General features: G+C 29.0%; 11 protein-coding genes. All 11 read right to left on the bottom strand.

Annotation, left to right across the window (positions count from 1 at the left end):
- Positions 1 to 100 precede the first annotated feature (100 nt).
- The 11 genes from EV196_RS13505 to EV196_RS13455 all read right to left on the bottom strand — a co-directional run bounded on the left by EV196_RS13505 (position 101) and on the right by EV196_RS13455 (position 12849).
- A complete protein-coding gene (locus tag EV196_RS13505) occupies positions 101 to 778 on the bottom strand; it encodes a hypothetical protein (protein WP_132218302.1) in 678 nt (225 codons plus the stop codon).
- A 90-nt stretch (positions 779 to 868) separates the two neighbouring features.
- Positions 869 to 2017: a GNAT family N-acetyltransferase gene (locus tag EV196_RS13500; protein ID WP_207902864.1), complete on the bottom strand. Its 1149-nt coding sequence runs from the start codon at positions 2015 to 2017 to the stop codon at positions 869 to 871.
- Between the two features lie 51 nt (positions 2018 to 2068).
- A complete protein-coding gene (locus EV196_RS13495; protein ID WP_132218300.1) occupies positions 2069 to 3256 on the bottom strand; it encodes a GNAT family N-acetyltransferase in 1188 nt (395 codons plus the stop codon).
- A 2-nt stretch (positions 3257 to 3258) separates the two neighbouring features.
- Complete coding sequence (locus EV196_RS13490) at positions 3259 to 4428, bottom strand: GNAT family N-acetyltransferase (protein WP_132218299.1); 1170 nt, start codon at positions 4426 to 4428, stop codon at positions 3259 to 3261.
- Positions 4429 to 4433: 5 nt separating this feature from the next.
- Positions 4434 to 5618 carry a GNAT family N-acetyltransferase gene (locus EV196_RS13485; RefSeq protein WP_132218298.1) on the bottom strand — a complete coding sequence of 395 codons (1185 nt, stop codon included), beginning with the start codon at positions 5616 to 5618 and terminating at the stop codon, positions 4434 to 4436.
- Position 5619: 1 nt separating this feature from the next.
- Positions 5620 to 6789, bottom strand: a complete 1170-nt coding sequence (locus EV196_RS13480; RefSeq protein WP_132218297.1) for a GNAT family N-acetyltransferase — start codon at positions 6787 to 6789, stop codon at positions 5620 to 5622.
- Between the two features lie 219 nt (positions 6790 to 7008).
- Complete coding sequence (locus EV196_RS13475) at positions 7009 to 8268, bottom strand: GNAT family N-acetyltransferase (RefSeq protein ID WP_132218296.1); 1260 nt, start codon at positions 8266 to 8268, stop codon at positions 7009 to 7011.
- On the bottom strand, positions 8265 to 10031 hold the full coding sequence (locus EV196_RS13470; RefSeq protein WP_243652241.1) for a NeuD/PglB/VioB family sugar acetyltransferase: 1767 nt from the start codon (positions 10029 to 10031) through the stop codon (positions 8265 to 8267). The genes EV196_RS13475 and EV196_RS13470 overlap by 4 nt, the downstream gene beginning before the upstream one ends.
- A gap of 8 nt (positions 10032 to 10039) precedes the next feature.
- Positions 10040 to 10645: a sugar transferase gene (locus EV196_RS13465; protein ID WP_132218295.1), complete on the bottom strand. Its 606-nt coding sequence runs from the start codon at positions 10643 to 10645 to the stop codon at positions 10040 to 10042.
- Positions 10646 to 10697: 52 nt separating this feature from the next.
- Positions 10698 to 11873 carry a glycosyltransferase family 4 protein gene (locus EV196_RS13460; RefSeq protein WP_132218294.1) on the bottom strand — a complete coding sequence of 392 codons (1176 nt, stop codon included), beginning with the start codon at positions 11871 to 11873 and terminating at the stop codon, positions 10698 to 10700.
- A 226-nt stretch (positions 11874 to 12099) separates the two neighbouring features.
- Positions 12100 to 12849 carry a hypothetical protein gene (locus EV196_RS13455; RefSeq protein ID WP_132218293.1) on the bottom strand — a complete coding sequence of 250 codons (750 nt, stop codon included), beginning with the start codon at positions 12847 to 12849 and terminating at the stop codon, positions 12100 to 12102.
- Positions 12850 to 13065: the final 216 nt, after the last annotated feature.

Here is a 13065-nt window from a genome sequence, read left to right as displayed (position 1 = left end):
TAAATTTCAAAAAACTTACTTTTTAAGTACATCGATGTTTCCAAAAACATAAAATCAAACAATCAATTTTATATGATTTTGTAGTTTTATTTATCAAAATTTAACTGTTTTCATCAGGAAATAGCCATGGATTTTGTTTTTTTAATTTTTCTGGAATATGAGTGTAACTAACTTTTCTTGTAAAAAACCTCCATTTTGTTATTTGTAATTTGTAGGGCCTTGTTTCCAACTTTAACGCTGCTTTTAAAGAAGCTGCGTTATTAATATCTATACAAGCAACAACCCATCGATAACCTAAATCTAATGCTTTTTTACCAAGTATATAATTTACTGTGGGGTATAAATTCATGCCTCTATATTCTTTCACTGCATAAGCTCTTTCAAAAATACATTCATCAGCAGCCAATAAAGGGAAATTATCACCAAAAAAACCTTTTATTTTTTCATTTTGAGACGGTTCTATAAGCCATTGCCTAAAACAAGGTACATCTTCATTGGTAACCGCCACATAGCAGGTGGGTATGTTGGCGTTTAAAAGCATGTCATCGAGTATTAAATGGCTAAAATATTGATGATCGGAGCTTTTATAAGGACGCAGTTTTATATCTATTTTTGTTTTAGGAACTTCTCCAATTAAACCAAGATTTAAATCTCTTCTAACAAAATACCAATAGGTATTAGAGTAGGTTCTGTTTTTTATTATAATGAAGATTTGCTTGATATGACCACTTGTAACCATATTACAAAGTGTTTTAAACTTTTTTATAAATACTTGCATGGCAGAATAGGGTTTCTACAAGCCAATATAGTTTTTTTATGCTTATTTTCTTATGTTTTTTAGTTTAAAGTTAAAAAAAAAGCGATGATCTTATTTTAAATATAACTTTTGAATCATTCCTTTTCCTTGGAGTATATATTCCTTTTCTTTGATGAGTTCAAAAACCTTTAAATCGTCTAGGTGTTCCTTATGAGTATATAAAAAATCATTGATTGGTTTAATTATTTTGTTAAATGTATGGCTGTTTATCGTAATGTTTGTTGTTGCATTGCTATTTGATAGTTCTACAGTGTCAAATTCGTACAGTAAATCTTCTGTGTATGTGGCGTTCTTTTTAAGTCGTTTTTTAATGTTTTCAACCAAATCATCGATATTTTTCGATTTCAAATAATTTTTAAAATGTAATTTTTGAATTTCAATTTTAGCTAAAAATTTATTAATTGTGTTTTTATTAGGGTAGATTATATGGTGTTCGAAGTCGTAAATTAGGTTGCTCCATCTGCGTTTGTATTCTAAGTAACCTTGTGCCATATCCATAATTTGATATCTATTGTTCACACTCCATTCTAAAAGTTTATAAAGCGAAACATTTCCCAATGCAAATTTGGAATAATTAATATCGTACGAAGGCACCGATACGAATAGTATATTATTAAAATGGTGGTTCAAACAAATGTGTACAGGAGTGGTGTTGTTATAAATAACAAATAATGATGCTTTTTTTTCTTTTATTAAATCATTGGTCGAATCCAAATAGCTGTTCCAGTTAGCTAATACTTTATTGGAATCGTTACGTTGATGGAATCTTGCAGTAAGCATATTGTGTAAGGTATTCATTAAAAACAAATACTCTTCTTTCATTATATCTCCGTAAAATAGCTTGTAATTGGCGTTAAAACATGATTCGAATCTATTAACAAACCTTAAAATATTGGCTCTAAAATTTTTTTTGTATTCTACTTTAAAGAGGGTTTCTAAATCAGGATGGTTTTTTATTAACACCGCATAACCTATGATTTTTTTTTGAGGTATTTTAACCACATCGATAGCGTTGCTATTACTAAATTGAGGTTCTATGTATGATGGAAATAAAGAAACGTTAAGTACTGTATTATTGGCAATTAGATTTTCTTTTTTTAAATGGTATATATTGGTTTTGTTATGAGTAAAACACAGTTTTAGGTAACCATCTGGCACCTTGTGTTTTATAGCCATTGTTTCGTGAAAATTCTTATGCATTACCATGTTGCTTTATGTTATAAGTTAAGAATATGTTTAATTTATTTTGGCTTATTTATTTTTGTTAAAGTTTATTACCATGTTTTTTTTCGTTCCTAAAATTAAAAAAGAATGGGTTTTGTTTTTTATTTTATATATTTTAATGGCATCAAAATGGTCTTTAGTATTGTATATAAAATTGAATAAAGGTTTTTTAATGTCTTTAAAAAAAGGATTGGTTTTTAAATCAACGAGTTCTAAATTATTAGCTTTTGGAATTTCCGTCTCATTTAAATTTTCTATGGTGTATTCAGGAAACTTCAAGTTTTTTTTAGTTAGCATCTCTTGCTTTAATTTCTTATAAACGGCACTTTTAATAATTATTTTTATAAAATTTTTAATTTTTATAATATTCAACTCCTTATAGGCTATGATACTAGCTTTTAAACTATTTCTTTTATAAAAAATATGTGTTTCTAATAGATAACGGTAATTACACCATCTCTTCTTGTAATCTAATTCACCATTTCCCATATCTAAAAACTCATAGTTATTTTCAATACACCATTCTAATTGTTTGTATATGGCTGTGTTGCCTAAACCAAATTGTGCATAATCAATATCATAAGCAGGTATGTGGGCAAAGAATGTTTTTTTGAAATGAAAATTAATGGATATTTGAATGGGAGTATCTTTATTATATATTACAAATATGGATGCTTTTTTTTCATTTATTAAAGGAAAAAACAGTTCAAAATATGTGTTCCAATCATTTAAAATGTAATTGCTATTATTGCGCTGTTTAAACCTGTTTACTAACATTTCATGTACTTTATCCATAAGTTGTTTATACTCCTTTTTTTGAATAGACCCATAAAACACCTTATATTTTATATTGAAACAGCTTTCCAACCGCTTCATTTTTTTTATGATAGGAGCCCTAGAACTTTTGCTAAAATGAGCAGTTAAATATTGCTTGATATGGGTTGTATTTGGAGGAATAATAATGCTCAAACTGACATGGGTTTGCTGAGTTATTTTTATCGTCTTAAATCTACTATTGTTAAATGTTGGTTTAAGAAAACAGTTGAATGCGAAGCAAACTAGACATAAAGTATCTACATATATATTTTGTTCAGCAACATTATCTGCTTCAAAAAAGAGTTTGTCGTTAAATTCATAACGCAAGGTTTTATAAGTACTTGGTATGTTGTGTTTTTGCAACAATTCACTTAGAAAATGTATTTTTTTAAGACTCATAATTATAAGATGTTAATTTTAATTATGTTCTTTTTTGTTTTAAAAACAAAGCAGTTATCCTCTGTTATTAATATGTATGTTTTTATAGTATCTATGTGTAATTTATTGGAGTATAAATAATTATAAATAGGCTTTCTAATACTTTTATAGGCTTCATTTTTTATATTTATTTCCTTTAATTCTTTTTCATTGAGGCTCTCCTTAGCCGTTACAGTTTTTAGTTTATACTTTGGTTTAGGTTGGTATATTACTTTTTTAGGCTTTTTTAAAAAAGATTTCAAGTTTAGAAGATGCTCTTGTATTTTTAATCTTTTAATATGGTTTTTTAACTTAATTTTTGAGACTTCAAAAAAGGAGATTCCTTTTGTAATTAAAGACCCTTTTTTGCTGTAAATATGATATTCAAAGTCATAAAACACATTGCACCATTTCATTTTATAGTCTAATATACCAAAGCCTAAATCTAAAAAATGATATTTATTATCAAGGCACCAGCCTAATAGCAAATAATTATCTAAATGCCCCAAACTAAATTTCGCAAAATCGGTATCATATGCATTTATTTTTGCGAATAAAATGCTATTTTTTATGTGCATGTTCAATGAGATGCTTATGGGCTTTTCACTGTGATAAATAACAAATAAGGATGCTTTTTTATTATTTATCAAATTAAATAAATCTTTGGTATGCAATTCCCATTCTCTTAAAAACATATTCTCTATATTTTTTTCTTGAAATCGCTTTTCGAGCATACTACGTAACTCAAACAGCAAGTTATTATATTTTTCCTTAGTTATAGTTCCAAAATTGTATTCATAAGTAATATTAAAAGATTCTTCTAAACGGGTTATGGCTCGTTTTAAATTAACGCGAAGTTGCCTCTTAGTAAACTTTTGTAAATAGGAGTCTACGGTATAATCACCATCAATAAGAATACCAGCACCACTTTTTCCTTTATGGATTATTTTTTTTTGTGTGTAATCAGCATCATTTATTAGTGTGTACTTTAGGTAGGTGGGCACTAAACTTACATATATAACAGGTTCTGTGCTGTTACTCGTATTTTCATTTTTATAATTGGCGCTGTTAAAAAACACTTTTTCATAACAGCTGGGTATTAATTCTCGGTTTTGGAAATTCCAAATGAACTGTTCTCGTTTAACGTATTTCATTAAAATTAATTTATGAATTTTAATATGGACACCGCATTTTTTCCTTTGATAAGATACTCTTGTGGCTTATTTTCTAATTTGTAAACACATATATTATCTATATGCTCTATGTTTGAATATAAAAAATCATAGATTGGTTTGTTTAAAAAAGAATATAGATTTAAGTCTACTGTAATTTCTATTAATTTAGGATAGTTGGTTAACTCAGAAATGGGCAATACCTCTACACTATAAGTTTTAGTATTTATAGTATGAATATTATTACTATTATTCCAAAAGCGTTTAAGTTTTTTAATATAAACATCTACGCCAATCTTTTTTAAAAAGTTTTTAGTTTTAACTTTAATAAGTTCGGGTATGATTATGAGTTTGGAAATATTTGAATTTTTTTTGTAAAAAATCAGATATTGAAACTCATATATGCTATTGCACCATTTTTTTTTATAATCAGAAACCCCATTGCCTAAATCTAAATACACATATTGGTTATCAATACACCATTTTAATAAGATATAATTATCAATATGACCTAAACCAAATTTATTATAATCAATATTAAAAGCCCCGCATTCACTAAAAAGAATCTTACTTTTTATATGATAATTTAACGAAATGCTAATTGGTTTTTCATTATCATAAATAACAAATAAAGATGCCTTCTTGTTGTTTATTAAATGAAATAGGTTTTTTGTGTAGACTTCCCAATTTATAAGAAATACGCTTTCCATATTCTTTTCATCAAACCTTTTGGTAAGCATTTCGAATAAAGCAGCCATTAAAAAATGGTATTTAATATCACTTATCTCACCATAAATATATTCGTATTTAATGTTAAAGCTTGATTCTAAACGATTTTTATATTTCTTTAAATTTTTCCTGCTCTGTGTACTTAATGTTTTATTGATATAATTTTCTAGACTTTGATTAGGCTGTATATGAATACCTGCTCCAGATAAATTTGTATTGTTTATTTTTATAGTGGAATAAGATTCCTCATTTAAAAATTTGTATTCCAAAAAAGTTGGAAATAATGAAAGATTGATGACCAGCGGAAGGTTTTCAACCTGGTTAGAAGAATTGGTTGGATTATTAAAAATTGTACTGTTAAGTGACACATTTTTAAAAAAAGTTGGTATTTCATTACCTTTTAAAAAATTCCAAATAAATTGTTCTCGTTTAATGTATTTCATACTAACTTTTTGTGAATTTTAGCGTTGCTGCGCTTTTTTTTCCTTTAAAGACATATTGCTGTGGCTCATTATTGAATTTATAAACAGATACGTCATTAACATATTCTATGTTTAAATATAAAAAATCATTAAGTGGTTTTTTTAAAAAATTATATTCTTTATCATTATAGTTAATTTGCTGTAAATCATCTTCTTTAATTGTTTTTGAGTTTTCAATTTTTAAGAGGGTGAAGGATGCTGCGAACATTTGTTTGTTACTTTTCAAAGTATTTTTTAAATTTCTCACCAGTGTATTCACATTTTTAGACAGGAGGTAATTAATAAGTTTATACTTATTTTTTAATACCAAGGTATACAGATGTCCCATTCTATTTTTTGGATGGTATATAATATGATGATTAAAATTATAGGTCGTATTGCACCAATTTATTTTGTTTTCAAAGCCACCATAACCCATATCGAAAATTTTGAAACCATTATCGAGGCACCATTCTAAATTTTTATAAATAACCACGTTACCAAGCGTGAACTTATAATAATCTAAATTAAACGTTGGTATTGAGAAATAGAACGTGTCCTTAGCATGAAAGTTTAATGCAAAAGCAATAGGTTCATCATTATTATACATTACAAAAAGAGATGCTTTTTTTTGATTGATTTTATCAAATGCCGTTTCCAGATAATATGCCCAGTTTTCCAATATCAAATTCTTATCATTACGCTGGTTAAAACGCTTCATAAGCATCTTATGGAATGCCTCCATCAATACCGTATATTCATTATGGGAAATACTGCCATAGTAGGTTTTATAATGGCTACTTAGACAGGATTCAACACGTTTAACAGATCGTTTGATATTATTTCTAAAGCTACTTTTAAAATGTGTTTTGGTATAGTCTTCTATGGAATTACAATTTTTAAGATTTGCTAAATACCCTAGTTTTAAAAATACTTTATGGCATACAAAATGGTTTTGGGTAATTGTTTCTAAGTAATCAGGAACATAAGCAAAGGTGGTTATATTGGGCGTTATAATTTCTTCATCACCATATGTTTCTTCAATTATATTTGAATTGGTGTATGTGTTAATGACGCTTTTATAAAGTGTATGAATTTTATGCTTTTCAAATACATCTGAAAAAAAGTTGTGATTTGTAATGTTGAAATTCATCCGTATTAAAAGCTTAAACTATTACAGTATTAAAAACTTAAAAGTAGTTAATAAATTCAATAGAGTTTCTTTTTATAGACCAAATGCCATAATTTTTGATAAGAAAAATTGGTGTTCGCATTCGTTGTAGTTAGTTAATAATAATCTTTTAATGGGTATGTTTTTCGTTTCAACTGCGCTTAACTTAACACAAGTTGTATTACCTGAAGAAATTTAGGATTAAGAATTGATACTAGACAGTACAACTTGGTTGTTTTTACCTTTAATTAAGTAATGGGTATTGGTATTTATACCGTTAATTTTGAATAGTTTTAAATCATCCACATGCTCGCTTGTTAAAAACAGAAAATCATAGGCGTGTTTTTTTAAGAATGCGTAGTTAACATCTTCACCATTAATTTTAATTAACATGTTTTCTGTATAGCTTATTGTTTTTTCGTCTATAATAGCTAAGTCTATTTCCGATGTATTTGATTTTTCTTTTTTTAGAAGAAACGTGATTTGGTGCAGTTTTTTATTGGTTTCTTTATCTCTTAGGTATTGTTTTAACTTGAAAAAGGAGCTTATAAAATTCGCTGTGATTATTGATTTTAACGACTTTGCATCATAATATACATGGTATTCAAAGTCATATTTTAAATCACTCCAACTTTCTTTGTAATCAAAATATCCTTTTGAAAAATCGAATATGGTGTAATCACTTTTAAAACTCCATTCCAGCATTTTCATAATTGATACTTTACCTATATGGAATTTTGAATAATCGATATCAAAAACGGTGATGGCATCAAAAATAATAGTATCAGAAAAATACAAAAGTCTTATGCTTATAGGCGTTTCATTATTATAAAGTACGTGTAGTGCTGCTTTTTTTTCAAGAATCATGGGGAAAGCCACTTCCTTATAAAACGCCCATTCTTCTGGGTTTAAATTGTTGTTTGTAATTTGTTTGTCCTCAAAACGTTTCGTTAAAAGTACCTTGAAATGGTTAAACAAGCCATCATATTCAGCCTTTTCTATGTTACCAATCCACATCTTTTCTTTGATATTAAAACAGTTTTCCAAACGCCTTTTATACCGATTAAACTTTTGGACACTACTTTTGCTAAATGTTTTTTTCAGATAATCATTAAAATCGATATAGTTTTTTTGATTGATTAAAAATCCAGGATATTGCTTTATTTTTTTTACTCTTAGGTGTTTTGATGGGGTATTTGTTTGAATATCAAAATATTGAGGCACATCGTAAATTAGGAAGGCTTTATTTTTATAATCGTTTGCTGTTTGGTGTTGGTTTAAACTATATGAAACGCCTTTTGTTAAATTTCTACCAACATTGGTATAAAAGGGTAGAAGCGGATGCTTAAAAAACTTAAGCTCCTTTATAAAATTAAAGGTTTTCAATTGTTTTGGGGAGGTAAAATGTGTTTCCCAAACTTTTGAAAATGTAATTGATATAAAGGGGTTGTTATGAATCACATGTTAACATTTAAATCGTCTAAAGATCTATATAGTGGAAAAAAATCAGATTCTGTATCCATTCCTTTCTTTAAAATCAAATCGTTATATACTTTTTCATTTACTATAAATTTCCATAAATCAAATTCTTTGAAATCTTTTGAAAAGGATGATTTAAAATCAAATAAAGAATCATCATCTCTTCCTCCTAAACCACCTCCTAAATTAAAAAATTTATAACCTTTATGTGTTGCTATAATACGCATCTCGTCAATAAGTAATTTAGTTGGCGTTGCGTGTAAAAATTTCTTTTTAGAACCCGATAAATGATATTGAACAATTGAATTTGTAGAAATAAACATACTTCCCGCCATAATCTCATTTGTTTCGTTATCAATGGCCAACAGAATATCTGTTTTAAAATTATCACTGTTAGCAATTTGCTTAAAGTAAGCTTTATTAAAATAGTATGATTTTTTGGCATGCACTCTATCCATGTTCTCATGATATATACTAATATAGGCTTCTAAATCTTCTTTAGAGGAGGCTTTTCTTATGTAACATAACCTTCTGGCTTTGTTTACATGTGTTTTAAGCCTACTACTATAAATAGCTCTTTGCGCTTCTAAATCTAAATTTAAATCAATGTTTACTATTTTACCTTGCGAAACAATATTTCCTAAGTTTTTTAAAATTGTTTGCTGATAGGGAATGTAAGGGTTTAACCGCGAGAAAACAGCTATAACATTCATACTTTTTAAATACTTTTTAATCGCTTGTACAAACCTTTCATTCTTAAAATTATAGTCAATATTTTTAGATATAGGACCTGCATATCCATAAACAGAAGTAGCATCATTAAAACCAGTTTCAGCAATATCTCGAAGCAAGAGAGGTAGCGCAATCATTTTATTTTCAAATGTGTAATATAAAAGTATTGGTTTTTCTGTATTTGTTTTAGATAGAAAATGGTAATCATAGGTATGATAAAAATCATAGTTTCCAATTTGTGACAAGGTATCGTCCCATTCTTCTTTTTCTGTTATAATCTTAAAATTACCTTGTTTTTGATTAGAAAATTTATCTTTTACAAAATCGGAAGCTTGATACAGATATTTTTCACCCTTGCTAATTGTTTTTACAACTTTTGCAGGTATACCATATACCATTTTAAAATCTCCAACATTTTTAATTACTAAAGCTGCAGCCCCTACAATGGTGTGTTTTCCTATAGTAAGATCTTGTATTACACTAGCACTTAAACATATTGCAGAGCAAGTTCCAATTTTAACATTTCCTCCAATGGTGGTGTTTGGCGCTAAACTCGTATAATCATTTATGCTACTATCGTGCCCTAAAGAAGCCTTTGTGTTAACGATACAAAATTTCCCAATTTTAGCATCACTGTTAACAATAGCTCCCGCCATAATGGTAGAGCCTTTTCCTATTTTAACATTTTTACCGATGACGGCGTTGGGGTGAATAACGCTTATAAAATCAAACTCTGGGCAAATAGTATGTATTCTATTGTGCAGTGTTTTGCGTATCCAATTGTCACCAATGGCAATAATGCCTAAATTGAAGTCGTATTCCTTTGTTAAAGTTAATAAATCGGATTCTTTTCCTATTATTGTATAATTAAACATTTTGGTTCCCTTAGGCTTAAAAGAATCAATTAAGCCCACAATATGACAAGTATTTAATCTTTCAATTATATCTATTATGACTTTAGCGTGACCAGAAGCACCGATTATTACAATATTTGTTTTATTAGTTGCAATCATAATAGATGTTAGTTATTACCTGTGAACATAGGCATATTCAAATTCTCAGAGTTATTAACACCTTCTTTTTTAACAACTCGTTTTACTGTTAATAGTATAATTTTTATATCAAGAAAAAAAGACATATGGTTAACATACCAAGTATCTAATTCAAATTTTTTTTTCCACGATATGGTGTTTCTACCATTTACTTGAGCCCACCCCGTGATGCCTGGTTTTACATGATGACGTTTTTTTTGTTCTTCATTATATAATGGGAGGTATTCAATCAATAATGGTCTTGGTCCAACAAGACTCATGTCTCCTTTCAATACATTGATAAGTTGCGGGATTTCATCTAAGGAGTATTTTCTAATAAAAGCCCCTACTTTAGTAATTCGGTTTTCATAAGGCAATAACATACCATCTTTATCTTTTTTATCATTCATTGATTTAAACTTTATAATAGAAAAAATCTTTTCGTCTTTACCAGGGCGTTGTTGTAAAAAAAAGGGTTTGCCATTATTGCTGAAAAAAAGCCATATCATTACCATTAAAAAAATGGGTGATAAAATTAAAAAACCTAGCAGCGACAAACAAAAATCGATGAGACGTTTAAAAAAAAGTGTGTACATTAGTTTATCGGATTTTGTTAAAAATACAACACAAACATTTGGGTTTTAATTTTTAATTAGTATTATTTTTTTTCTGATTTAATAGTGATTGATATTCTTCCAACAACGCATTCCATACAAATTGTTGTTCAAATTTAGAAACAATCATTTTTCGCGATGTTTCTCCCATTTTATTATGCGATTTTTTAGTTAAAGCATACACCTGTTCCATAGCGATGTATAATGCTTGAGTGTCTTTTACCGGTATAATATAACCATTTTCTGGTTGGGATATTATTTCATTACAGCCATTAATGTTGGTTACTATGCATGGTAGTTTCATGGCACTTGCTTGCATAACTACATTAGGAAATCCTTCACGATAACTAGGGAAGGTTAATACGTTTGAGATGGCTAAATACGGTCTTACATCATCTACCCACCCCGTGAATATGATATTCGGATTTGACTTAATAACCTCCATAGTTTCAGGTAACAAAGGGTCTAAATGATTTTCGTATTGCCCAATTAATAATAATTTAATGTGCTTGAATTTTTTATCTAATTTATTAAAAGCATTTATTAACTCATTAATGCCCTTATCTTTTACTAGTCTGCCAACAAACGCAAAAACAAAGTCTTCATTTGTGATATTCAGATTTTTTCTAAGATTATTTTTATAGTTTTCATCAAAGTGTATGGTATCAAAATATGTTGTATCAATACCATTAGAGCTTCCATTTCCTAAGACTTTTAATTTGTTTTTGTTAGTAAACTTTTGCTCAAGTATAATATGGTATAAGCCAAATGAATTTGGATATATTTTTGTAGCGCATCTGTAGGTCAACTTTTCAACAGCATTTAAAACCATCCTTTTAATCCCTGTAGCTTCTAAAAGTGGTAAGCCGGCAATGGTGTGTAATCTGTTAGGGACCCCAGCTAATTTTGCAGCAACCATACCTAGCGTACCCGCTTTTGGGGTGTGGGTATGTACTATATCTGGTTTTTCTTTTTTGAAAATTTTATATAATTTGTAAACACCCAGTAAATCTCTTACTGGTGTTATTTTTCTTGTCATTTCAACGGTTATGGTCCTAACGCCTTCTTCTTTGCCTACTTCGTATAACAACCCACCTAAACTTGAGGAAATGCCTATCATTTCGAAGTAATTGGACATGAAACTTAATTGACCATTAAGTAACCCACGCAGTGATGCTGGTATGGTTGTAATACGAATTATTTTTTTCATAATGTTTTGCCATTTTCCAAAATAGCTTAACAAATATATAAAAGAATTCCATTGTTGGTTATAATGTCTGTTTAGTGTACGATTTTTGGGATTAAGGGGTTTATGGGTGTTGGGTGATAGGTTTTGGGTTTTGGGTGTTGGTTATTTTTTTGAATAAAAAATAGCTTGGAGGTTTTAGTTCCAAGCTATTTTTAGTGTTTGTTTTTTTTTTGTGTGAGATGGGGCACTATAAAATATCTAAAATATTAAGCACATTGTAGGCACCGTTATTTAAGGCGTATTGTATGCCATTAATTTCTTGATAGAAACTCATTTTAAACAAAAACAGAGTATTGCCGCTTCCAGTTGCTACTGTTGAAGAAGCAACGTGTATGGGGACTGCCGTATTGTTTATGGGAGTGTTGAGTTCTGAACTTATGGTTAATTCTTTTTCTCCTGTTTCAAAATTCAAGTTTAACACGGCGGCGGTTATCCCAAAGTGTGTGGCACCTCCTGGTAAGCTTAATTGTTGCAAAGGTATTAAATTGGCTATGCTTATTTCGCCCGTAGTGGTATTTAACTGGTATTCGGATAATACTACGGAGGATAATTTTGCATTGCTGTTAAAATCAAATCTCTTTAGCACCATTTTGCCTTCCGTGGTGCTTAACCCTACAGATACTTGGCGATTTCCTCTTAACGATGTCGTATCATAATTTTTAATTTGAGCTAACAGCTTCATCAAACGAGGCGTTATGTTGCCATCTTTAACATCTACCAATAGCGATGTTAGTGCTTGCCGTAATAGCTTACCGCTTTTCGCTATGTGACCAAACTCACTACCATTTTCACGTGTGCGTGCATAGGCAGGATCGTTTTCAATTCTGCTTTTAGATACGCCGCCTTTGGTGCGTACTAAATAACCATTTTTACCTTTGTAGAAGGTCATACCATCTAAGGTTCCTTCAATTTTTATGAGGCTTTTTAATTTTGCCATTTTAATAAATTTTTATGAGCCTTGTTTGTTCGACTCGATTAGAAATATTGTTTTGGATCCAGACTTTTTTCTTTAAAATGAGCTCCTTTTAAATGGGTGTACTGATTTACACTGTAAAGGTATATCGGGTTTGTTTTTTCTTGTGTTAATATGTTTATTTTATGGTGTTTTAGTAATCTTTAAAAAGTTGAAGGTTTCATGCTATTATTGGCTTCA

Origin of the sequence: Mariniflexile fucanivorans, from assembly GCF_004341235.1 — a bacterium.
Taxonomy (GTDB): Bacteria; Bacteroidota; Bacteroidia; order Flavobacteriales; family Flavobacteriaceae; genus Mariniflexile; species Mariniflexile fucanivorans.
This window is presented reverse-complemented; position numbering and strand designations above follow the sequence as displayed.